A 24138-nucleotide genomic window follows, 5' to 3' on the forward strand; every position below is an offset into this window, starting at 1 on the left:
CGCTATCGTCAGTGTTTGAGGTCAGCGATTACTTGATCCGGTCGGGGCAGAGTCACAGATGTCACAAATGGTCCCCCATTACCGAAGTCGATCGGTTGGCAGATGAGACCGGTTCCGACAGCGCTTGACGCGGTAATCTCTGGATCAATTACAAAACTACCTATGTAATGAAAACCGTCGAATTATTCGCGTAATCAAGTGGAAAATTGATTCAATTTTTGGAGTGGAATCGTGGATACGAACTTGGGACGCTATTTCGCGCATTTTCTACTAGTCTTTGATACGAACTGCTGTGAGTTAGTCGCCCTCCCCGACATACTGCTTTGATCGCTGAACAAGAGTAAGGGTGCGCTTCAAAGCGCTAAAACGCGAGGAAGTTCTCTCACGGATCTCGTTGTTGTCGGTTTAGATTAGGTATCGAACGAAAATATCTCCAACAGATATCGTCCAACATGTGATCACGAATATACTCGGATCGTAAGACGCCGCGAGTTCCGGCGACGGTATCCAGTTGGGCTGTCACGTTCTTCATTGCGTCTCGAATGGGTTCGCAATCTCGAATTTGGCTGGGATATTAGCCAATCTACGGCGAGGTACGGGAACCGACGCCGCAGGTGTGTGCATTCGCCGGTTACGCCTCGGAAAGACGTTTCTGTATTAGGGAACGTATCTGGAGATTCGTTGGCGAGAGACTCCACACGATGGGATAGCAGTCTCGTATCGCGGTTCGAACCAGAGTCACAGTGCCACGGTGTGACAAGTCTGGTATTCTTCGATTCTTCTGTTCTCGACTCGGAGGGTTCTGTTCGTTCATTTGATTCTGATACGGAGAATAAATCGTTGCACGAATCTCTCCAGTGATACGAAATCTCTTTGCTCACCTATCCAAACTATTAATAGATGTGATTGCGAGGACCTAAGCGATGAAAACTGGACCGGATTCTGGACCTCGTCGTATCGCCGACGAGCAGCGGATACAGGAACTCCTCGATGAAATGACCGTTGAGGAGAAAGTCGCACAGCTCGGCTCGGTAAACGCAAACAAACTGCTCAATGGCGACGCGACCCACGACCGGGAAGCGATGGAGGAACACCTCGAACACGGAGTCGGTCACCTGACGAGACTTGGGGGAGAGGGGAGCCTTCCGCCACGGAAGGCCGCGAAACGGACGAACGAACTTCAAGCGTTTCTCAGAGACGAGACTCGACTTGGTATTCCCGCGATTCCCCACGAGGAGTGTCTGTCTGGATACATGGGTCCTGGAGGGACAACGTTTCCCCAGATGATCGGGGTGGCGAGTACGTGGTCACCGTCGCTCGTCGAGGAAATCACGGCCACGATTCGTCGTCAATTGGCGGCCATCGGCACGAAACACGCGCTTTCTCCGGTCCTCGACGTCGCACGAGATCCCCGGTGGGGACGCGTTGAGGAGACGTTCGGGGAGGATCCGTACTTGATAGCGGCGATGGCCTGCGGGTACGTGAACGGCCTCCAAGGCGACGGTATCTCGGCGACGCTCAAACACTTCGCTGGCCACGGGGCCGGAGAAGGCGGAAAAAATCGCAGTTCGGTCAACGTCGGACGCCGGGAACTTTGGGAAACCCACCTGTTCCCGTTCGAGGCTGTCATCAAAACAGCCGACGCTGAATCCGTGATGAACGCCTATCACGACATCGACGGCATCCCATGCGCGAGCGACGAATGGTTACTAACGGACGTTCTCCGCGGCAAGTGGGGATTCGATGGGACGGTCGTCTCTGACTACTATAGCGTCGAATACCTGCGAAGCGAGCACGGCGTCGCGGTGTCTGAGCAAGCGGCGGGGGTGATGGCGGTTGAGGCCGGTCTCGACGTCGAACTCCCCTATACTGACTGCTACGGCGAGCATCTCGTGAACGCCGTCGAAGATGGGGACGTGGCCGAAGCGACGGTGGACACGGCGGTTCGACGGGTACTCCGTGCGAAGGTCAAGAAGGGGCTCCTCGACGATCCGACCGTTGACGTCGACGCCGCCGCCGACCCGTTCAAGACCGAGAACGCGAGAACTCTCACCATTCGTGCTGCTCGAGAATCGATGACCCTCCTGAAGAACGAGGGTGACGTCCTTCCCTTCGACGGCGGGACGCTGGATGCCGTGGCCATTGTCGGACCGAAAGCCGACAACGCACAGGAACTCATGGGCGATTACGCATATCCAGCCCACTATCCCACGGAGGAGGTCAACCTCGATGCTACGACTCCCCTCGACGCCATCCAGGCACGCGGTGAAAAAGCCGGATTCGATGTTCGATACGAGCAGGGGTGTACAACGACCGGGTCCTCGACTGATAACTTCGATTCGGCGGTCGAGGCGGCCGAAGCCGCCGACGTCGCCATCGCGTTCGTCGGCGCACGCTCCGCCGTCGACTTCACAGATCTGGACGAGAAGCAAGCCGACCTTCCTAGCGTCCCGACCAGCGGTGAAGGCTGCGACGTGGTCGATTTGGGTCTCCCGGGCGTGCAACAGGAACTCGTCGAACGTGTCCACAAGACCGGGACGCCGCTGGCCGTCGTCGTCGTGAGCGGGAAACCCCACTCTCTCGAGTGGATCGCCGAGGAAGCGCCCGCGCTCCTCTATGCGTGGCTTCCGGGCGAACACGGCGGCGAGGGAATCGCCGAAGTGATGTTTGGTGAACACAATCCCGGCGGCCGCCTCCCCGTCTCCCTTCCTCGGTCAGTCGGTCAACTACCGGTTTACTACAACCGGAAACCTAACACTGCGAATGAGGAACACGTCTACATGGGAAGCGAACCGCTGTACCCGTTCGGTCACGGGTTAAGCTACACCGATTTCGAATATGGTGACCTATCGCTATCGACGAACGCGCTCGCCCCGGCCGGACGGATGAGCGCTGAAGTTGTGATCCGTAATGCGGGCAACCGCGACGGACACGAAGTCGTCCAGTTGTACGCGAGCGCGGAGGCTCCGAGTCAGGCCCGACCGGTTCAAGAACTGATCGGGTTCGAACGGGTGTCGCTCGACACCGGTGAGTCGAAACGCGTCACTTTCGAAATCGACGCCTCACAACTCGCGTTCCACGATCGTGACATGAATCTCGCTGTCGAAGAAGGCCCCTACGAACTCCGCGTCGGTCGGTCGGCGAGCGACATCGTCTCCACAGCGGCGTTTGACGTAACTGCGACAAAAGAAGTACCGGCGGCCGGTCGAACGTACTTCACGACGACACGAGTCGAAATCGTGGAGTAGCACAGTATATCACTTCGAAACGGATGTTCAAATTCCTGTTCCAGTATCCAGAATGGATATGCCGAATGAATGTACGAGCTACGTTGATATGGATGCAAAATATCCGGTGTAAACACCAAAAAAGCTCGCACCGGCCGAGGAGTTGATGTGTCGAGGGTCGTGTGGTGTGACCGGCCTCGCTGGCGGATCGAATGGGGAAAAAGCATGGTTCACAACCACCAGACGACGCTACGAAAACACGGTTACGACGTGAAGGTTGGGGACAAGTACCAACTGGGTTTGAAGTTCCTCGAAGTCAGCGGTCACATCTGGAAATTTTATAAGAATATGAACTATGTGATTCGAAAGAACGATTTCGATGCTCTCGGGTCGCTCCCGACGACCCACCGACGGTTGCCGAAGCGACGTGTAGACGGAGCGACCGCATCGGTAGCATGTTTCAAAAACCGAACTATTTCAATGAATAATAAAACTAACGATGCGTTTTTGAAAGAAATTCGGGATAGTGGGCGGCTCTCGGTCGGTACGGTGGCATCACTACTCCTTTGACGGTATCGTTACTCTTCTCCGGGTTATTATTTCAAATCTTGGGGGAACTCCAATCTCGTGTCTTTCTTTGCAGCGTCGGCCGCCCGTCGGGGTCCCGCGATTCGACCCCGGATGAGACCCGTCGTTCCGACGGATTTGCGGTTCAGATTTCGGTCACGCGCTCGTGTTTCTCGTCGACGGCGGCGGCGTCCTCGGGGAGCAGCGCGGCGACGAGATAGCCCGCCGACTCGCTGAAGTAGTCGATGAGTACCGCGATACGGTCCGAGTCGATGGCCTCGAGCGAGTCGAGGAGGATGAACGGAACGATATCGTAGACCTCGTGGACGAGATAGCCCGCGAGGGCGAACACGAGGCCGGTCACTTCCCGTTCGCTCTCGCTGAGGTGGTCGATGGTGTCCTCGTAGGTCGTTCCCGACTCGGTGCTCCGAATCACGTGGAGGTCGAACACGCTTTTCGTGGACTTCCTGCGCCCTTCTCGAACCTCCCGTTTCGTTCGGTCGATCCAAATCCGTTCGAGGTTGTCGTAATCGAGCAGGTCGAGGACGGTTTCCATGTGCCCGTTGAACTGCTCGACCGCTCGGGTCTCTATCTGCTCGATGCGAGTGCGCAGGTTCGCCAATTCGTCGCTGATCGCTTCCCGCCTGTCCTCCAGTTGCTCTTGTTTCTCGACTTGCGACTCGATAGCCCCGATTTCGTCCTCCACGTCTTCGAGGTCGGATTCGAGTCGGTCGAGTTCGAACTCGATCTGATTCGCTTCCTTGTGAAGGTTCAAAACGTCGCTGTACTCCTCCTGTTCGAGTTCCTCGACCGCTTCTTCGAGGGTTTCGACTTCCTCCATGAGGTTCGCCCGCGTCTCCCGAAGGTCGTCGAGACGGGCTTTTCGGTCCTCTATTTCCGATTCGAGTTGGCGACGTCGCTGCTCCGTTCGCTCGCGCCGGCGACGTGTCTCTTCGAGTTCCTGCTTCTCGTCTCGAAGTTCGGAAATCTCGCTTTCGAGCGAGTTACGGTCCGCGAGTTTCTCCTTTCGGAGGTCGCGGAGTCGTTCGATAGTTCCCTCGATAGTTCGCTCCTCGACCTCCGTGCCGCACGTCCAACAGACGACCGTCTTGGTGTCGTCGACGAGTTGGTCGGTGATGGAATCGCCCGAATGAGCATCGTGTTCGCCGCCCCGTAGCGCCGAAAGTAGTTCCGGACTCGTTCCGTCCAACATCTCCTCGTTGAACTGGATGATCGTCTGCAGTTCGGCCATGGTCGACTCCAGCCGCTGTTTCTCCTCCCGTCGTTGCTGGATTCGCTCCGTCACCGCCGACAGGTCCGCCTCCGAGACTTCAGCACCGTCAGCGGCCTCGTCTTCGAGGTCGTCCACTTCGCTTTCGACAGCTTCGATGCTCTCCTCTTCGGTCGTGATGTCGTATCGAACGTCTTCGAGGCGCGAACGGGTTTGGCTCAGCTCTTCGAGCTTCTCGTCGAGCGCTGCCTTCTCGGATTTCGACTCGCCGATATCCGCGTCGGCGGCCTCCAGTTCGGCTTCCTTCTCCGCGAGCGCGGTCCGTTTCTCGGCAATCTCGTCCTGCAGTTGCGTTCGCTCTTCCTCGAGCTCGGGGAGTTGCTGTTTGAGCGATTCGAGGTCGGAGAGCTCGTCATCGAGTTGCTGTCTCTCGTTCTTTAGCTCCTCGATTTCGGCCTGAATCGCGTCGGTATCGACGGGTCGCATGATGAGGTCGCGCAAGTCGTCTCCGCGTGCGACGGCTCGACGGGCCTCGTTCGATTCGAGCAGGAACGCGAAGAGATCGGCGAGTTCGGGGTCGTCGAGATACGGATCACCGCTCATGGAAACCGTTCCGTTCTGCCTCGTCAGCGTTCTGGTGTACGTCTCGTCGCCGAGCGTGAGTTCGGCTCGACCCTCGTCGGCGTCCCCTTTGAGCGACGATTGGTCGCTTCCGAGCGTCGCCATGATGGCCTGGAGCAGTGACGTTCGGTTGGTCGCGTTGCGACCGGTGAGGGCGGTCACTCCCGGAGAAAAGCTGATCTCCGTTTCGTCGATACCGCCGATGTTACGAGCGTGTAGATGTACCTGACTCAACGTTCGGTCCGATAGTTGCATACGCATTCGTTGTCCGTCCCTCAATATAAATGGTACATTTTCCGTGTCAGAACGTTACAGTACTATATTCGTAACGTTTCGTGAGATATCGAGGACGGGACGGCTCCGATGGGGCGAGCTAATCAGTTGTCCGGCGGACAGTCGCAACCGCCGTCTTGGAGAAGTTCGTCCACAGAATACGAGCGACCGCACGTGTTACAGACGACGCGTAGATCGACGAACAACTCGAAATCGCCGAGTGTGAGTTCGCCGGATTTTGCGAGATTTTCGAGCGTGGTTTCGGTCACCGCGCTCGTTCGACTGCGCAGTCGTTGAATCGTCTCCGTATCCTTTTCGAGTCGCGTCTTCCCGCTGTCCTCGGCGGGATAGTCCACGCTTCGGTATTTGGTGAGGTAGGTATGGATGGCCTGATGAGAGACGAAATCCTGCTTCAACTTCGTGACATCGAGTCCGTCACGTTCGAGGGAGTTCTCCGTTTCCGTCCGAACGCCGCTACTAATCTCGTCGCTCGTCAGCAGTCGGTAGGTGTTCTTTACTTCGCCGTCGAGGGTCGATATCCCGGCGTCGGTCAGTGCGGCCCGGAGTACTTCGCGATTGAACAGGTCCGCGAGTTCACGGAGACTGTACTGGTCGTTGCCGTCGCCGGTCCAATACGCCTCGAGTCGGTCACCCATGGTATCCAACCCGTATTCGTCGATGACGCGCTGTACTTTACTCGTCCTTCGAGTGGTCTGATTTTCGCTCATGTTTCCTCGTGTTGCGTTCGTTACGTAGCACTGTGGGACGATACGGTAAGATTCTTGTCCTTCTCGCCGTCCTACCGCCCCCGGAGACCAAGGTAGGCGGTAAACCGAGCATGGCTCCGACATACGCCCGTCGCACACACCGGACTGTCCAGTTCATATCGTAGAATGTGGTTTATCCTTCGAGCGAGCGACTCGTCTGTGGAGTTCGTCGAAAGGCTCCCGGGTTCAGTGTGACGCGATACGTGGCTCCCCTCCGTCGAACTTCGGAACGTCACGTTCGAGCAACGATTCGAGTAGTATTGTATGTTATGTGCAATACTATTGCTGGAAAAAGCGGCTTTCGAGCCTTAATAAACGGAAATACTAAGCGTCGATTAGATGAGTATGAAAATTTTCTATATATGTTGCCGTTTTCCACATTTCTTGATTAGTAGTTGTACTTCGTATTTTTATCGACGACAGGTTTCAGAATACCAGAAACGGTCTCACGAGACCGTTCGGGTGGAGATACCACCGTGACGGGCGAATAGAAGCGGACCCGTGTTGCTCGGACGACCGAAATCGCCATCGTGTCGGTCGTCGCTCCATACGATATTGTTCGAATCTTACAATACTAATGCGTACTTCCCGTTTCGTCGTGGTGATACTCAGTTCGTCGACCGTCGCCGTGGTTTCGTCTCCGAAGCACCATCGAGCGACTCAATTCGGGCCGTCTTGGTCGCGTCTCGCTCTCGAACTCGATCCACTCGTCGAACGTCACTTTCGTCATCACTCCCGCGCTGTCCTCCCGTTTCCACGCCGTGAGAATCGGAACCCGATTTGATTAGCTGTCGAGAAGTAGGAATACCCGTACCATGTCTTCGACACTCCGAACTCGGATCGACCCCATCAAAATCGCGCTCGGTGTCTTCACCGTCCTCGGACTCGCCCTAACGGGAGTCGCCGGATACGCACTCCTGTCCACGGGCGGCGGTTCGGTGTTGATCTCGGCCAACACCGCGGTCGCGCTCCTGTCGGGCACGTCGCTCGTCGTGTTCGTCCTGCTCGCCTCGAAAGCGTTCGAGCGCCGGATGGCCGGTCGAGGCCACTGAACACGGCGATTCGACTCGTTTCCGGGAACGGACGACTGCTCGCGCGGTCGTCCCTCTTTTTTCGACGACAACAGAAATAGGACGGGCGAGCGGTCGAACGACGATTCCTGTCGCCCCGATAGTTCCGGGTTCGATACTCCGTCAGACCGTCACTGAGTCACTGCCGGGTGGCTCAGTGGCTCGCTCTGGACGACCGCTTGCCTCCGTCGTACACGGCGAGGACGGCGAGCACGAACAGCGCCTCCACGATGGCGACGACCACGATGGGGACTTCGATACTGAAGAACCCGAAGAACGTCCGGAGTTCGAGGGCTATCGGGATGCTCATCGCCACGAGGATGAGAGCACCGGCTGCTGTGAGTTTCATGCTATCACCCCCAGTAGCAGGTTGAAGCCGTCTATCAGCACCGGGACGGCGACGGTCCTGCCGAACAGCCCGGCGTCCCTGATGATGCTCGCCAGCGGGATGACGTAGGCGAGAATCACGAGGATGGCCGCGATGGCCGTCCACAGTTTCAGGTTGTCGAGGACGACCGGACTTCCGCTCGCTCCCGAAAGCGGTGCGGGAATCCGGCCGTCGACCGGCATCTCGATGGGGTCCTCGATGGACGAGAGGAGGATGTTGAACAGGAACAACACGACCGACAGGAACAGCAGGGCGGCGCCGATAGCGATTTGCGCGCGGAGTTCGGCCACCGACCCGATGGTCGCCGTGAAGTCGAAGCTCTGGTACTGGGGTTCGGCGGTCCGCCGGGGAATGCCGAGGAGCCCGGCACGGTGCATCGCGTTCGACATGAGCACCATCCCGACGAACCACGTGACGACCTGAAACAGGCCGATGGGACGGCTGTAGAGCCGCCGTCCGGTCAGTTGCGGGACGAGCCAGTAGGCTCCCGCCATCATCGTTAGCGCCACCGCGGTCCCGACTGTCAGGTGGAAGTGGCCGGGAACCCACAGCGTGTTGTGGACGAGGTAGTTGATGTTCATCCCGGCGTTGATCATGCCGGAGAACCCGCCCGCCGCGAACATGAGTCCCGCGAGCGCCATCCCGGTGAACGCCGGGTCGCGCCACGGGAGAACGCCGAGCCACCTGAGATAGCCCTTACCGCCGCGCTGGCGCGCGCCGTGTTCCATACTGGCGACGACCGTGAACGCGGTCAGCAGGCTCGGGAGCAGGAGGAACATCGTGTTCGTCATGGCGATGAACTTGAAGCCCTCCGCGATGCCGGGGTCCAGATACTGGTGGTGGATGCCGACCGGCGTCGAGAGCAACAGGAACAACACGAACACCACGCGCGCGAGCGGGTCGCTGAACAGGCGACCACCCGAGAGTTTCGGCAGCACGGTGTACCACAGCAGGTAGGCCGGCATCAGCCAGAAGTAGACGACCGGGTGGCCGAAGTACCAGAACAGCGTCCGGGTGAGGAGGGGGTTGATGGTGTCGATGAAGCCGAGCGACCACGGGATGAAGAAGAACACGACGGAGATGGCGACGCCGAGGGTCGAGAGGTACCACATCACCATCGTCGTCAGCACCATGAACGTCTGGAGCGGAATGCGCTCGTCGGGGTGCTCGCTTCGCCACTTGCGGAAGGCGAGGAACCAGTCCGCGCCCGCCATCCACGTCCCGATGATGAACATCGCCAATCCGACGTAGAACAGCGGATGGGCTTGTAAGGGCGCGTAGAAGGTGTACAACACGTCCGCGCTCATATCGAGGCTCGGGAACAGGCCGGCGAGGATGGCAATCGCCGCGAACGTCGCGCCGGTCGTCGTCAACCCGAACCACGCCCACGTCAACTTGATGTTCGGGAGCGGCGATTCCAAACTCCGCGTGACGGCCCACGTGAAGAGGCCGAGGAGGTAAAAGATGGTGAACACCAACGCGAGCAGGACGCCGTGCCCCGTGAGGATGGTGTAGTAGTCGGTCGAGGGAAGGACCCGAACGAATCCCGTCCGGTGGAGTCCCTGGATCAGTCCGAAGAACGCGCCGATGCCGAGCGCGACGAACGAAACGAGGAACGTCGCCTTGATGACTTTTGCTTCCTCGGGATACTCGTCTACGTACAGCGACATCTCAAGCACCTCCCGCCGTCGCGTTGAACTCGTCCTCGGGGACGACCTTCAGCGTTCCTTCCATGCCGTGGTGGCCCGCGCCACAGTATTCGTTACAGAGGATACCGTACTCCCGCGGACCCGAGACTTCGACGGTGAACGTCGCTATCTGTCCCGGAATCACCATCGTGTTGGCGTTCGTGCCGACCACCTCGAACCCGTGTATCACGTCCGCGGACGTCACGTGGAACGTGAGCGTGCTGTTGGCGGGCACGACGATGGGTTCGTTCGTGCCGGGTTGATACACGAATTGCTTGGCGACGACGTACACGTCGTACTCGTTCGCCCCGGTTTTGTAGACGCCGGGGTTACCGAATTTCGGATGTTGGTCGACCGCTTTCGGGTCGATGGTTCCGCCCTTGTCGTCGATCATCGAGACGCCAACGCCGACCGCACCGTACGTGACGGTCGCGATGATGCCAACTATCAACAACAGCGACGCGGCGAGCCAGAATTTCTCGTACTCGTGTATCTCCATGTTATCCCACCACCGTGATACCGCGGCCGAGGAACTCGACGAAGTACATGAACACCCACATCGAGACCAAAATCATGAAGTACACGAAAATCAGCGTCAGCGTCCCGATGGGGTCGAAGTCGTCGTGTTCCAACTCCCGTTCGATGCCGTCGGAGGCCGACCCGACGAGGTATCCGCGTGGACGCTCCGCCGAGTCGCTCTCTTGAACCGAACGTTGCTCCAGTTCTGTCGACATACCCCAGGCTACGAAGAGATTTTTTAAATTATGTGTCCGTAATTCTCATCGGCTGGAAATCGGCGAAGTACCATAAGTACAGTAGTCCCAATTACGGGTATGGACCCGTCGAAACGTGATTCTCGGCTCAAAGCCGAGCTGTCGAAGCATTCGCCTCGAAGTGTGAGTATTATCGCTCTCCTTGCACTCGTTCCGGTGGTCGCGTTCGCTTTCGAGAAGAGTCTGTACGCGGGCGTCGTCACGTCTATCAACGTGAGTCTCATCTTCACGAGCATCTACCTGCTCGTCTCGCCGACGGAGGGCGGCCACGGGACCGACGTCGCCGAACCCACGGCTTGACGACGATGTTCGTTCCGCTCCACGGTCACGGCGTGGCGCTCCCGACCGGGAACGTGGACGCCGTGGTGTTTCTCGTCATCGGCTTCCTCGGCGGCGGCCACTGTCTCGGAATGTGCGGCCCGTTGGTGAGCGTCTACGCCGACCGACTGCGGGAGATGGAGGGTACCGAGACCGGGACGCTGACGCTCCTGCAGGTGCGCCAGCACGTCGTGTTCAACCTCGGCCGGACCGCCGGGTACGCCGCCGTCGGAGCCCTTCTCGCCGCGCTCGGCGCGGTCACGGTCGGGTCGATGAGCGCGGTGCTGTCGGTCGGCACCGGGATTCAGGCCACGACCGCACTGCTCTCGGGTGGATTCATCGCCGTTATGGGATTCTCGTACGTCGGCGGGTCGGTCAAGCATCCGTCCATCGGACCGCTGAACGACCTGTTCGGGCGACTAAGCGGCGTGCTGACGCGCCGGGTGGACGATTTCGTCGGCGATGCCCGCATCGCGGGCCTCGGGGTCGTTCACGCGCTCCTTCCGTGCCCGATAACGTACCCCGCGTACGTCTACGCGTTCGCGCTCGGCGACCCGCTCCGCGGCGGGTTCCTGCTCGCGCTCGTCGGTCTCGGAACGCTCCCGACGCTGCTGGTCTACGGCACCGTCTTCGGGTCGCTGTCGGCGAGCAAGCACCTGCACCGTATCTTGGGTATCGCGTTCGTCGTCCTGGGCTACCTGATGCTCGCACACGGACTGATGCTGTTCGGCATCGACGTGCCGCGGGTGGCGCTCCCGCTTCCGTCGCCGAACTATCGACTGGTGGGGTGAAACGGTGAGCGAATCAACCGCCGCGACGGACGACCGACGCGCCCCGGACGACAGAAGCGCAACAGACGAGTGTACGCTCTGTGGATTACCGACCGGCGACGCGCCCGTCATCGACGATGACGTCGCGGGGGGCTACTGCTGTCGTGGCTGTCTCGAAATCGCGCGAACGCTGGACGACGTGGAGGCGGCCGACGCCGACGAGGTGCGAAGCGAGCGGAAAACGGGGACGGAAAACGCGCCCGAAGACGCGGACCACACCTACCTCGCGGTCGATGGGATGCACTGTGCGACCTGCGAGACGTTCATCGAATCGACCGCCGCCGACGCGGACGGCGTGTACGGGGCGGACGCGAGCTACGCGACGGACATGCTTCGGGTCGCCCACGACGCGGACACCGACTTGGAGGACGTCCATCGCGTCCTCGACCGCTACGGCTACGGCGTCGGCGACCCCGACGACACGGACGACGAGCGCACCGACACGCAACTCGTCCGCTTCCTCATCGGCGGCGGCGTCTTCGGGATGATGGTGATGATGTGGTACGTCCTCTTTTTGTACCCGAGCTATCTGGGCTTCGCGCCGCTCGTGGACCTCGGCGGCTTCGACGGCCTCTACCTGTTCGGCAACGTCTGGCTCATGTCCTCCATCGTCCTCTTTTACACCGGGTATCCGATACTCCGCGGTGCGGTGGTCAGCCTCCGCGCTGGGCAGCCGAACATGGACTTGCTCGTGTCCTTGGCGGCCGTGAGTTCCTACTGTTACAGCGCCGTCGCGGTGCTCGTCGGGGGGACCCACGTCTACTTCGACGTGACGGTAACCATCGTCATCGTGGTCACCATCGGGAACTACTACGAGGACCGCATCAAGCAGCGCGCCACGAGCGGCCTCTCGGAACTGACCAGCGCGCACGTGGACGACGCCACCCGCATCACCGAGGACGACGACCACGAAACCGTCCCCGTCGAGGACCTCGTGCCCGAAGACCGCGTTCTCGTCCGACCGGGTGAACGCGTTCCGGTGGACGGGACCGTTATCGACGGCAGCGCCGCCATCGACGAGTCGCTCATCACGGGCGAGTCGATTCCCAAGACGCGACGTCCCGGCGACCACGTGCTCGGCGGCACCATCGCGTCCGACAACCCCATCGTCGTCGAGGTCGGCACCGACGCGACCAGCACGCTCGACCGACTCGTCGAGCGGCTGTGGCAGATTCAGAGTTCGCGGTCGGGCATCCAGCGACTCGCGGACAAACTGGCGACCCTCTTCGTACCGACGGTGCTCGTCCTCGCGGTGGTCACGACGGGTTACCACCTCGTCACGGGTTCGACGGTCGCCACCGCCCTCCTCACCGGACTCACCGTGCTCATCGTCTCGTGTCCCTGTGCGCTGGGGCTGGCGACGCCGCTGGCGGTCGCGTCGGGCATTCGGGAGGCGGCCGACCGGGGAATCGTGGTCGCCTCCGACGCCGTGTTCGAGTCCGTCCCCGACGCCGACGTCGTGGTCTTCGACAAGACCGGCACGCTCACCGACGGCGCGATGACCGTCCGGGACGTCGTGGTCAACGGTGACGCCGACGACGCCGACAACACCGACGCCGACGACACCGACGCCGACGACACCGACTCGGTGCTCGCTCGTGCGGGCGCGCTCGAACGCTTTTCCGCTCACCCCATCGCGGCGGCCATCGCGGACGCGGCCGAGGAAACGCCCGACGCCGAAGACGTCGAGACGCACGACCGGGGCGTGACCGGCGTCGTAGACGGCGAGCAGGTCGTCGTCGGCCACCCGAGCCTCGTGGAGTCTCGTGGCGTTGCCCTCACGTCGTCGGACGAATCGACGATGGCCGACGCCCGCGACGCGGGCAGCGTTCCCGTCGTCGTCGCGTGGGGCGGCCGCGTCCGCGGCGTCGTCGTCGTCGGAGACACTCCGCGACCCGAGTGGGAGACGGCCGTCGCGGCTATCGGCGGCGACCGCGACGTGGTGATTCTCACGGGCGACGACGAGCGTGCAGTCTCCCGATTCCGCGCCGACCCGAACGTCTCGGAGGTGTTCGCTGGCGTTCCCCCACAGGCCAAGCGGGAGACCATCGAACGCCTCAAATCTCGGGGGACGGTGGCGATGGTGGGCGACGGGAGCAACGACGCGCTGGCGCTCGCGGCGGCCGATATCGGCATCGCGCTCGGAAGCGGCACCGACCTCGCGGGCGACGCCGCGGACGCGGTGCTCGTGCGCAACGACCTCGATGCCGTCCCCGAGGTGTTCGCGGTCGCTCGCGGCACGAACCGGCGACTCCGGCGCAACCTCGCGTGGGCGTTCCTCTACAACGCGGTCGCCGTCCCGCTCGCGGCGTTCGGGTTGTTGAACCCGCTGTTCGCGGCGGTGGCGATGGGAACGAGTAGCCTCATCGTCGTCGCCAACTCGGCGCGGTCGTTGGACTGAGTGGGTCCCTCGATCGCTCCCGCCATGGGCAATATTGAAGTCACCTTCTAGTCCTATACCCAACATAACGATATTACGATGAGCAGCTATCCGGACACCCAACAGCGGATTAGAGAGGCGGCGTTTCGCGCACTCGCCGAACACGGATACGCGGACCTCTCGATCAAGGATATCGGTAACGAACTGGGTCAAAATCCCTCTATAATCTATCACTACTACGATAGTAAGGACGACCTCCTCCTCTCGATGCTCGACGTCTTCGTCGAGATATTCGTCGGACAGCAGGATGAGCAACAGATTACCGATGCGGAGGATGAACTCAGACGGTTCGTGGGGCAGATACTACACCCGACACCAGCACAAGTCGAACGAGCCATATTTTCCCCACCGACGGATATCGAGACGGCGGTTTCACGGGTGTACGTCGAACTGTGGGCGCACGCGACGTGGGACGGTGACTTCCGAAAGGAAACGACGCAAGCGGAAGACAGTCTACGGGCGGTGATCGCTCGAATACTCCGGGCGGGGATAGAAGACGGCCAGTTCCGGTCGGTCGATGCTGAACTGACGGCGGACCACATCTGCTTTCTCATCGAGCAAGGACTGCACACACAGGCGACGACGAACCGCGATGACGCCGTCGAACGGGTTCTGACGATAATCGACGGAATCGTAGCAGACATCTCTCTCGAAGACTAGTCGTCGCTCTCCCGTAGGCGGTGTGTCATCGATAGACCGCCGAGTTCTCGTTTCGAAATCGGAAACGACCTCCGAACCGAATTCGAGAAACCACTGCATTCGGAATAACGGCCCTCAAGGTGCTGTTTGTGGGGGTTTGGATCTGTATAACCCGTCTTTCTCCCCTCTCACATCAGATGGAATAACAAAAAAGCCTATAATTGATTAATTGGTCAATTAACTCATGCAGTCCACAGATGCAGTCGTGGGAAAAAGCGAACTGCCGGAAGCGATCCGTAGTCGAAACGGACAGTTGGAACCGTTCGAGTGGTACGCTGAAATGCGTCGAAGCGCTCCCGTACACTTCGACGAGGAGCGACAGCACTGGGACCTCTTTCGGTACGAAGAAACCAATCGGGTTCTTACCGATTACGAGTCGTTTACCGCGAATCGAGCCGGCTCCGAGAACGCCACGGACGATGACGGAGCGATGTTTCAGACGATGATCATGGTTGACCCGCCGGGACACGACCGACTCCGCGGGTTCGTCAACGAGCGATTCCAACCGGGGACGCTCAGGGAGTACCAGCCTCGAATCGAGGAGTTAACCGAAGAGGTACTGGACCAAATCGACGGGGAGAACCGATTCGATTTCGTCGATGAGTTCGCGATACGACTTCCGATAACCATCATCGCGGAACTGTTGGGAATTCCTGCCGAACGCCGCGACGAGTTTAAAGAGTGGTCGGACGCACTCGTCGCACGTCCCGAGGACGGATCCGAATCTTCGATCAAACGGAGCCAAGAGCGGATGCAGTGGGCACAGCAACAGATGGGACAGTACTTCGCCCAGTTGCTCGAAGAGCGCCAAGACGGAAGCGGGGACGACCTCATTACGCTCGCCGCGACGACCGAGGAGCTGAGCAGGGGAGAACAGGTCGGCTTCTGTATGCTCCTTCTCGTTGCGGGGAATATCACGACGACGAACCTCCTGACGAACGCCCTCTGGTGTTTCGAAGAGCGAGGGATAACCGATGCGATTCGAACGGGAGAAATAGATCGGAAACAGGCTATCGAGGAGGTGCTCCGATACCGCTCTCCGATTCAATCGTTGGACCGTGTTGCGCTGGAGGACGTCGAACTGAACGGACGGCAAATTCGGGAAGGAGACGTCGTAACGGCGTGGCTCGGTGCTGCCAACCGCGACCCGGAACTCTTCGACGCTCCCGAGGAGTTCCGTCCCGAACGAAGTCCGAATCGCCACATCGCATTCGGAAAGGGTGTCCACTACTGTTTGGGCGCTCCGCTCGCACGAATCGAAGCGGACGTCGCGTTCGACGTCCTGCTCGACCGGTTCGAAACGATAGAGGCGGATTTGACGGACTTACAGCCGCTCCGTAGCCTGTACGGTCTCGAATCGCTCACGTGTACCGTCGAGGAATAATCATGAATGGACTACGCGGAAAGACGGCGGTCGTAACGGGAGCGGGCTCGGGAATCGGACGCGCGTCGGCACTGCGATTCGCCGAGGAAGGTGCAAACGTCGTCGTCGCGGATGTGGTCGAAGAGACCGGCCGCGAAACGGTCGACCGCATCAAGGACGATGGCGGTGACGCGACGTTCGTCGAAGTCGACGTCTCCGATTTCGAGTCGGTCGAGCGAATGGTTGACGTGGCGGTCGATACGTACGGAAGCCTCGACTTCGCTCACAACAATGCGGGAATCCTCACCGGCTTCGTGGAGATGGCCGACATCGAAGAGGGTCTCTGGGACAAACTCCTCGACGTCAATCTGAAAGGTATCTGGGCCTGCATGAAGGCGGAACTCCCCGTCATGGAAGCGCGGGGGAGCGGGGTAATCGTCAACACGGCCTCCGAGGCCGGGTTGGTCGGAATGGGTGGACTCGCCAGCTATTCCGCCAGCAAGCACGGCGTCGTCGGGCTGACTAAAACGGCCGCTCTCGAATACGCCACCCGCGGTATCCGTGTCAACGCGATCGCTCCCGGTCCGACGAACACCAACATCCAGGCCAACACGGAGGGAGAAAGCGGCGACCTGACGTCGATGCCGTTCGATACGTCGGCCATGACCGACGTGCCGATGGGGCGCGGCGCAGAGCCCGAGGAAATGGCCGGTGCGGTGGCGTTCCTCTGTTCGTCCGACGCCTCGTACATCACCGGGCACACGCTCCCCATCGACGGCGGTCAGGCGGCCGACTGAGACGACCGTCTTCTCTTTGTCTCTCCCGAACGGCGGTCGGACGCGACGAACGCAATCGTGGATGTTCGGTTGGGATCCGTTCTTGCGCCATTCGCGGACCGACGAGCGCGTGCGCCGCGTTCGAGAAGCCGCACGTCCCAAATAATGAGCTATCCGAGCGAAATATCGAGATACAGCATCACGATAGCGCCGAATATCGTCCCCAACGTCGCGATACGCTCGTGTCCCTTCGTGTGCGTCTCCGGGACGATTTCGTCGCTGATGACGAACAGCATGGCTCCGGCGGCGAATCCCATCGCGTAGGGGAGCAAGGCCGAGACGGTTTGGACGGCGTACGCGCCGAGGACCGCGAGGGGTATCTCGACCGCGCCCGAGCGAATCCCCGCGAACGCGGCGTAGAAGCGTTTGTCCAGTCCCGCGTTGATGGCGGCCACCGACACCGCCAATCCCTCGGGGATGTTCTGAATGCCGATGGCGAGCATGAGCGGGACGGCGGTCCCGAGATTTCCGCTTCCGAACCCGACGCCGACCGCGAGTCCTTCTGGCATGTTGTGAAGCGTGATGGCGAGGATGAACAGGACGACACCGGCGAGTCGCTCGTCGTCCACCGCCAAGTCGGCGTCGGGATTGGCGGCATCCGGTCGGCGTTGGCCGGAGAGGAGGATATGTGCGTGTGGTACCAGCACGTCGGACCGGTCCAAAAAGAGGGCACCCACGGCCATCCCTATCAAGACGGGGATAGGATCGCCGTTGGAGTACGTTTCGATTCCGGGGAGGATGAGGCTCGTGAAGCTCGCGGCGAGCATCACGCCAGCGGCGAACCCGAGCGCGCCGTCCATCGCCCGTTCGGACGGGTCCCGCCAGACGAACACCAACGACGCCCCAAGGAGGTTGAAAAACGCGATAATCAGTCCCCCGACGAGTCCGTTGACGACCGGATTCGACCCGAACAACTCCGCGAACTGCGCAGGTATCACGGCGACCACTCCTCGTCTCCTGAATCCATCGTTGTCAGTCGGATATTCACCGGCCAACCCTCTTGAAGGTTGAGTGGCGTTCGCGTCGAGCGGCGGTTCCTTCTCACCCTGGCTAACGGCGTTCGAAACGGGGGTATCGTTTCATTAGCTATCGGGTCGAGGGGGTACGTATGGACGAAACGGGTTCGATATCGTACGACGACGTTTTGGTGCCGACCGACGGAAGCAAAGCGGCGAAACGCGCGACGGAGCAAGCGGTCGAACTCGTGACCGAGAGCGGCGGGACGGTCCATGCGCTGTACGTGATGGACATGGGAGACGCGGATTTCGTGGCCACGCCGAGCGACATCAAGGAAACCCGAAAGCGACTGGAAAAGAAGGGACAGGGATTCGTGGACGCGGTGAAAGACCGGGCCGACGAAAGCGGCGTCGATTGCGTTACCGTCGTGAAGTCCGGAATCCCGGAGGACGAAATCGTCGAGTACGTCCGCGACCAGGACATCGAGTTGGTGGTGATGGGGAGACGGGGGCGTTCTGACCCGGACAAGCCGCTCATCGGTTCGACGACGAAGCGCGTCCTCGGCGTCCTCGACGTTCCGGTTCGCGTGGTCTGACGGCCGAACGGGTCGGAACGCGTGTTGTAAAGCGTCGTCCATACCGTCGAGCGACGGACGGTTCGGTGACCGGGTGGGGGTAAGAATAACGTCGGACCCGGTCGTTACCCGAACGGTTAATGCAGCCGAATCGTCGCACCCTTTTGAAAACGCTGGGAGTCGGCGCCATCGGAGCGCACGCCACCCTCAGAACGGACGCGACCGGCACGGACGAGCAGTCGCCACCCTCGACGTCGCCCCCGGAGCGAGGGACGACGGACGCGGGTCCACCGTCGGAGCGAATCGCGTGGGGACCGCCCGCCGCCGTCGGAAACGGGACGATTCGGACGTTCGTTGCGAGCACCGGTTCCGGGAAACCCCGCTCCGTCGGCGTCCGGTTCTCCGCCGACGCGCTGGAGGGGTTACCGACCGCACCGACCGACGGGAAGTGGAACATCCCGGACGGCAAAGCGCCGTGTTGCGGACACGAAACCGTGCTCGGGTTTCCGGAGACGGCCGCTTCCATCCCGTTCCGCTGGTTCATGCTCAACTGGAATCCGACCGGCCACCCGCCACCGGACGTTTACGCCGTCCCGCACTTCGACTTCCATTTTTATCTGATGCCGCGGGAAAAGCGAACCGAAATCAGAAACGGCGATTGTCCGCGGGCGTCCACCGCGGTCACGTGCGAGACGCTGCAGCGAGGGACGGAACCCCTTCCGTCCGGTCAACGACCTCCCGACTACGAGTCGCTCGGTGCCGTCGAACCGGGGATGGGGAACCACTTGATGGACCTGACCGCACCGGAGTTCAACGGCGAGCCGTTCACCCACACGTTCCTCTGGGGCACGTTCGACGGCGAACTGATATTCTTCGAACCGATGGTCACGCGGTCGTTCTTCCGCGACCTCTGCACCGAGATTCGACGGCCCATCACGATGCCGACGGCGTTTCCGACGATGGGCTGGTATCCGACCGCGTACGCGATTCGGTATTCGAGAACCGGGGACGCGTACGCGGTCAGTTTGGAATCGTTCCGCTGGTTCGGAAACCAAACGAACGGCCGTGACCACGCCGATGTGATGCGGTGCTGAGTTCGCCGACATCGGGGGTGGGGAGCTAACAGCTTTCGGGGGTGTAAATCCAGATCATGTTGTCGTTCGCGTGTCCCTCGTTGCTCGTGTCCTCGCCGATGATGACGCGTTTGTCACGCATGACAACGAGGTTGTCCGGGTTGGAGATGACGTTCTCCTCCTCGAAGTCGTCACCGGTCACGAGGTCGGATGCGGCCTTCCCGAGCTTTTTCATGCCGCCGCCGCTCGTCCCGTTTTCGTCCTCCTCGGTCGGGTTGTACCCGCAGTCGGGACAGACGCTGCTCTTCGAATCCGGGCGCGCGTCGTACGGACAGCCGCCGCAGATGTTGGCGTTCGGCCCGCCGACAACCGCGGGTTCCATCCGCGAAACGTCGTAGTCGGCTTCCAGCGGCAGTCGGTAGACCGCACCCCACTCGTCACCGGCGAGTTGGATGTCCCCTTCCTCGTCGTTCATCGTCTCGCTCGTCTCCGAAATCGCCATATAGAGGAAGTCTTCACCCGGAACGGCCCCGGTGCGGATGTTGAGGCCCTCCATCTTGCGGAACTCGTCGGTCGCACCGACGGCCGCGGCCGCCCGCCGGGTTTCGAGGAACGGGACGCGGCGAAGCTCCTCGTCGATACAGCCGATTCCGCCGTCTTCGTACTGTTCCGCCCACGCGTCGACTTCCTCGGGCGTGATGTAGAACGGGTTCCCGTTCTCCTCGACGTAGGCGTCGATGTCCGCGAGGCTCGCGTCGTCGTCCAACGCATCGACCTCCTCTCGAATCGCGAGGTAGTCGGCCTGTGTCACCCCGTCGTACTCGGCAATCCACGATTCGATTTCGTCGAGGTCGGCGTGGCCGAGCGGTATCCAGTCGAGTTCGAAGCCCACCTCGGCGGGGTTGCCGTTCAGTTTCCCCTGTTGGTTCGCTTTCGCAACGTACAGCGTTCCCTTCGAACCGTACTCCGTGACGTCTCCCCGTCCGGCCACGTCCTCGTCGGCGACGAACTTGTAGAAACACTTCCCGGTGCCGTCGGAACTCGTGTACGCGGTTCGCTGGTCGGGCATGACCACCGCGACTTCGTGCGCCGCGCGGCCGAACGTGGTCAGTTTCGTGGCCTCCACGTCGGTCACGTCGTCCGCGGTCGGGTTCCCCATCGCGACGATGTGGCCGTAGCGGTACGGGTTGGCGTAGGTGTCGGAGATGAGCGTCGCCGTTCCGTTCTCGGGTACTTCGACTTCCTCACCGTCCCGCGTCCCGCCGAGATACAACGCCTGTTTTTCGACGCCGTTGAGTCCGAAGCTCCCCTGCACTCCGTCCCCGGAGATGCCGGGGCTGTCGTCGATGGTGGCCGGTTTCGGCCGGTTCCAGAACCGAGTGGCCGGGTGCGAGTACTGCTCTTCCGCGCTCATCGGCACCCCCTCGGGGCTGACGCTCCCGAAGCAGTTGATGTTCGTCCCCTCGACGCGGCGGAGCGGTTCGTCGACGTTTTCTGCACCGACGACCTCCCAGCCCCCGTTTTTCCCGCGCTGACGGAGGTGCAATCGGGTTATCATCCCCGGTTGCGTCTCGAAGTTGGTGAACAGGTAGCCCTCGTCGCTCGCCTCGTCGTCCGGGACGAACCCGTTGAAATCGGGCCAGTACCCGTACTCCGAGTACTCCGACCCGTCGAGGTCGCCGACCGGCGTTCCGTCCGGCGTGGTCGGAATGCCGAGCGACTCACCGCTGTCGGTTTCGTCGCCACCCTGTGCGAGGACTTGGTAACTCCCCCGTGCCAACCGCACGTCGGCCGCCTGCTTCTCGCTTTCCGAGGGTTGAACGCTCGGAAAGTCTCGCGGGAGGTCGTTCATGTTGACCCCGACGACGGCTCCGATGGTTCCCTCGTTGTACGGGTCGTCGTTTTCTCGGCTCGGGTGTTGGACGTTGAAGAAGAACTGCCCCTCTTCCGTGACGTAGAGTCCCGTCACCTCCGCGCCGGTGGCGCTCGTCGCGAACCGATGGAGGGTCCCTTCCTCCTCGTCCTCGTGATCGCGATCCGACGAACTTCCGCTCATCGTCCCCGTTCCGGCGTGGCTGAGGAACGCTGTCGATGCAGTTACCGCGAGTATCCCTCTGCGGGTGACCTTTCTACCCATATATTCGTTAATGTTGTATCTATACATATATCTATTCTAATTATGTGGATATAATACAAGATTTATAGCTGCTGAATCGAGATGCTGCAATTCAATTTCGATTCGGAACCGTCCGAACACCTGCTGTCGGGAACCATCGATGCGAGAGGCGTCCGGCGAAACATTTCAATTTGACCGATAGGAGGTGTACGAGAGCAACGGCGGGACGAAACGAATACGCCGACAGGAACAAGAAACGCGTCTTCGGTTCCGGTTTTGTCCGTTCTCCCACCTAAATTTAAAATATTAAAAACTATACAATACTTATTATCGAAATTAGTAAAATATACTTATTTCTCTTCACTTCATATCTTGGAAGTATGGGTGGAGAAAAAGACGCGAAGGGAGGACGCTCCGAGACGGAAGCGAACGGAGAGAGCGGAACGACCAAGCGACGAACGTTCCTGAAAGGTTCGATGGCGACCGCCGGGGTAGGCATCGTGTCCGCGAGCGCGGGCGGGGCGTCGGGTGACGCGAGTAACGTGAAACAAGGGTCGGGAACCGTTGCGACGGCGACCGGCGACCAGATGGTCGCTACCGTCCACCCGCAAGCGACACGGGTCGGTGCGGACGTCCTCGCAGAAGGGGGCAACGCGGTCGATGCCGCCGTTGCGACGCAGTTCGCGCTCAACGTGGTTCAACCGCACAGCTCCGGCATCGGCGGCGGTGGGTTCATGCTCGTGTACTCGGCCGACGAGGACGTCGTGTACGCGGTCGATAACCGCGAGCGCGCACCGCTCGGTGCGACGCCCGAGATGTTCCTCGACGACGACGGCGAGCCGATTCCGTTCGAAAAGCGACACACCAGCGGTCAGGCGGTCGGCGTCCCGGGGACGCTCCGTGCCTGTGACGTGGCGCTCAAACGATTCGGCTCGAAGTCGATGCAGGAACTCATCGACCCTGCAATCGCGCTGGCGTCGAACGCCTGCCCCCGTGTGACCGTCGACGCTCCGTTGGCCGAATCCATCGCCAACAACGTCGACCTGTTCAACGACGCGGCGCGTTCGGTGTTCGCGCCGAACGGCGACCCGCTCCAGGAGGGCGACCCGCTCGTGCAACCGGACCTGGCCAAAACCTTCCGCCTCATCCGTGACGAGGGCATCGGGGCGTTCTACAAGGGTGAAATCGCGGAAGCGACCGCCGAAACGGTCCAGCAGAGTGGCGGCAGTATGACCGTCAACGACCTCGCGGGCTACAACGTGACGATGGACCACCCCGAACACGTGGAGTTCGGGGACGTGACGATTCGTACGATGTCCCTACCGAGTTCCGGCGGACTCACCATCGGCCATATCCTGAAACTTCTCGAACCTTTCGACCTCGGGCAGTACGATTCGCGGTCCTTCGAGCGCTACCACGTGCTCATCGAGGCGTTCCACCTCGCCTACGCGGACCGCGGTGCGTACATGGGCGACAAACTGTTCGCCGATGCACCGTGGCAGGGGCTCCTCGACGAGGAGTACGTGAAGCGACGCCGCCGACGCATCTCGTTCGACGAGGCCGGACCGGAGCGCTCGCCCGGCGACCCGTGGTCGTTCCAACCGGGGAACCCCTATCGGGTCAGTCCGCTCGCGGATTCCGGGACGAACGAGCGCCGAGCGACAGACCTTCGCTCCGACAAGGGACAGACGACGCACTTCACGGTCGCGGACAGCGACGGAAACATGGTCTCGTGGACCAGTACCATCGAGCAGTTCTTCGGCACGAAGATGATGGTTCCCGGCTACGGATTCATGCTGAACAACGAACTCACCGACTTCGATGCCGTCCCCGGCGGACCGAATCAGGTCCAGCCCAACAAGCGGCCGTTGAGTAGCACGAGTCCGACCATCGTCTTCCGTGACGGCGAGCCTTACATGACCGTCGGTTCCCCCGGTGGGAAGACGATTATCACAACCGTCGCTCAAGTGCTGCTTAACGTCGTCGAGTACGGAATGAGTCTCCAATCGGCCATCGCCGCCCCGCGTATCTACGCCGACGTCGACCCGTCGGTCTATTGGGAAGACGGCCTCCCGAAGGGAGTGCGAAAGAAGCTCCGTGCCCGCGGCCACACGTTGAACGACGGGCCCACCCAACTCGGCAACGTCCAGGCGATTCGGGTGCTCGATTCCGGGACGTACCGCGGTGCGGCGGACGGACGACGGAACGGTGCCGTCTACGACGGGTCCAAGTAGCTTTTCCGTCGCTCCTTCCGGTCGCGTTTTCGGCAATAGTGATGCGATATCCGTGTCGAACGGAGATGGGTCCAATTTCATCAGAATTGACAG

At 60.8% G+C, this 24138-nt stretch carries 19 protein-coding genes; 11 read left to right on the plus strand and 8 right to left on the minus strand.

Going from position 1 to position 24138, the window contains the following annotated elements:
- Positions 1–995: 995 nt before the first annotated feature.
- Entirely contained in the window at positions 996–3248 is a 2253-nt protein-coding gene (locus OPC11_RS12440) for a glycoside hydrolase family 3 N-terminal domain-containing protein (RefSeq protein ID WP_264782282.1), read from the plus strand.
- Between the two features lie 691 nt (positions 3249–3939).
- Here the strand turns inward: OPC11_RS12440 and OPC11_RS12450 are convergent.
- Both OPC11_RS12450 and rdfA read right to left on the minus strand, forming a co-directional pair.
- Positions 3940–5901, minus strand: coding sequence for an archaea-specific SMC-related protein (locus OPC11_RS12450; protein WP_264782082.1), 1962 nt, complete (start codon positions 5899–5901; stop codon positions 3940–3942).
- Positions 5902–6023: 122 nt separating this feature from the next.
- The gene (gene rdfA, locus OPC11_RS12455) at positions 6024–6647 is read right to left on the minus strand and encodes a rod-determining factor RdfA (protein WP_264782083.1); all 624 of its coding nucleotides are present in this window, start codon (positions 6645–6647) and stop codon (positions 6024–6026) included.
- 854 nt (positions 6648–7501) lie between these two features.
- On the opposite strand from rdfA, the gene OPC11_RS12460 reads away from it, so the two are divergent.
- Entirely contained in the window at positions 7502–7738 is a 237-nt protein-coding gene (locus tag OPC11_RS12460) for a hypothetical protein (protein WP_007983168.1), read from the plus strand.
- A gap of 172 nt (positions 7739–7910) precedes the next feature.
- Here the strand turns inward: OPC11_RS12460 and OPC11_RS12465 are convergent, their stop codons facing one another.
- The 4 genes from OPC11_RS12465 to OPC11_RS12480 are packed head-to-tail and all read right to left on the minus strand — an operon-like array spanning position 7911 to position 10566.
- Positions 7911–8105, minus strand: a complete 195-nt coding sequence (locus tag OPC11_RS12465; RefSeq protein ID WP_007983171.1) for a hypothetical protein — start codon at positions 8103–8105, stop codon at positions 7911–7913.
- Positions 8102–9814: a b(o/a)3-type cytochrome-c oxidase subunit 1 gene (locus OPC11_RS12470; RefSeq protein WP_264782084.1), complete on the minus strand. Its 1713-nt coding sequence runs from the start codon at positions 9812–9814 to the stop codon at positions 8102–8104. The genes OPC11_RS12465 and OPC11_RS12470 overlap by 4 nt, the downstream gene beginning before the upstream one ends.
- Before the next feature lies 1 nt (position 9815).
- The gene (locus OPC11_RS12475; protein WP_007983176.1) at positions 9816–10331 is read right to left on the minus strand and encodes a cytochrome c oxidase subunit II; all 516 of its coding nucleotides are present in this window, start codon (positions 10329–10331) and stop codon (positions 9816–9818) included.
- 1 nt (position 10332) lies between these two features.
- Positions 10333–10566: a hypothetical protein gene (locus OPC11_RS12480; protein ID WP_007983178.1), complete on the minus strand. Its 234-nt coding sequence runs from the start codon at positions 10564–10566 to the stop codon at positions 10333–10335.
- Positions 10567–10728: 162 nt separating this feature from the next.
- Between OPC11_RS12480 and OPC11_RS12485 the strand changes: the two genes are divergently transcribed.
- The 6 genes from OPC11_RS12485 (at position 10729) to OPC11_RS12510 (ending at position 17052) form a co-directional block, all read left to right on the plus strand.
- A complete protein-coding gene (locus OPC11_RS12485; protein ID WP_171970529.1) occupies positions 10729–10905 on the plus strand; it encodes a hypothetical protein in 177 nt (58 codons plus the stop codon).
- A gap of 5 nt (positions 10906–10910) precedes the next feature.
- Positions 10911–11714 (plus strand): sulfite exporter TauE/SafE family protein, encoded by an 804-nt coding sequence (locus tag OPC11_RS12490; protein WP_264782085.1) that lies wholly within the window; start codon positions 10911–10913, stop codon positions 11712–11714.
- Positions 11715–11718: 4 nt separating this feature from the next.
- Positions 11719–14154 (plus strand): cation-translocating P-type ATPase, encoded by a 2436-nt coding sequence (locus OPC11_RS12495; RefSeq protein ID WP_264782086.1) that lies wholly within the window; start codon positions 11719–11721, stop codon positions 14152–14154.
- A gap of 78 nt (positions 14155–14232) precedes the next feature.
- Positions 14233–14853: a TetR/AcrR family transcriptional regulator gene (locus OPC11_RS12500; RefSeq protein ID WP_264782087.1), complete on the plus strand. Its 621-nt coding sequence runs from the start codon at positions 14233–14235 to the stop codon at positions 14851–14853.
- A 223-nt stretch (positions 14854–15076) separates the two neighbouring features.
- Entirely contained in the window at positions 15077–16276 is a 1200-nt protein-coding gene (locus OPC11_RS12505) for a cytochrome P450 (protein WP_264782088.1), read from the plus strand.
- 2 nt (positions 16277–16278) lie between these two features.
- Complete coding sequence (locus tag OPC11_RS12510) at positions 16279–17052, plus strand: glucose 1-dehydrogenase (protein WP_264782089.1); 774 nt, start codon at positions 16279–16281, stop codon at positions 17050–17052.
- 149 nt (positions 17053–17201) lie between these two features.
- Here OPC11_RS12510 and OPC11_RS12515 read toward each other — a convergent pair whose 3' ends face one another.
- Positions 17202–18038 carry a ZIP family metal transporter gene (locus tag OPC11_RS12515; RefSeq protein ID WP_264782090.1) on the minus strand — a complete coding sequence of 279 codons (837 nt, stop codon included), beginning with the start codon at positions 18036–18038 and terminating at the stop codon, positions 17202–17204.
- Between the two features lie 161 nt (positions 18039–18199).
- Here OPC11_RS12515 and OPC11_RS12520 point away from each other — a divergent pair, with 161 nt between their 5' ends.
- Complete coding sequence (locus tag OPC11_RS12520; RefSeq protein WP_264782091.1) at positions 18200–18643, plus strand: universal stress protein; 444 nt, start codon at positions 18200–18202, stop codon at positions 18641–18643.
- 119 nt (positions 18644–18762) lie between these two features.
- Positions 18763–19716 carry a DUF5602 domain-containing protein gene (locus tag OPC11_RS12525; protein WP_264782092.1) on the plus strand — a complete coding sequence of 318 codons (954 nt, stop codon included), beginning with the start codon at positions 18763–18765 and terminating at the stop codon, positions 19714–19716.
- A 25-nt stretch (positions 19717–19741) separates the two neighbouring features.
- Here the strand turns inward: OPC11_RS12525 and OPC11_RS12530 are convergent, their stop codons facing one another.
- Complete coding sequence (locus OPC11_RS12530; protein WP_264782093.1) at positions 19742–21832, minus strand: alkaline phosphatase PhoX; 2091 nt, start codon at positions 21830–21832, stop codon at positions 19742–19744.
- Positions 21833–22191: 359 nt separating this feature from the next.
- On the opposite strand from OPC11_RS12530, the gene ggt reads away from it, so the two are divergent.
- The gene (ggt, locus tag OPC11_RS12535; RefSeq protein WP_264782094.1) at positions 22192–24045 is read left to right on the plus strand and encodes a gamma-glutamyltransferase; all 1854 of its coding nucleotides are present in this window, start codon (positions 22192–22194) and stop codon (positions 24043–24045) included.
- Positions 24046–24138: the final 93 nt, after the last annotated feature.

The sequence above is a fragment of the Haladaptatus sp. T7 genome, from assembly GCF_026008575.1.
Taxonomy (GTDB): Archaea; Halobacteriota; Halobacteria; order Halobacteriales; family Haladaptataceae; genus Haladaptatus; species Haladaptatus paucihalophilus.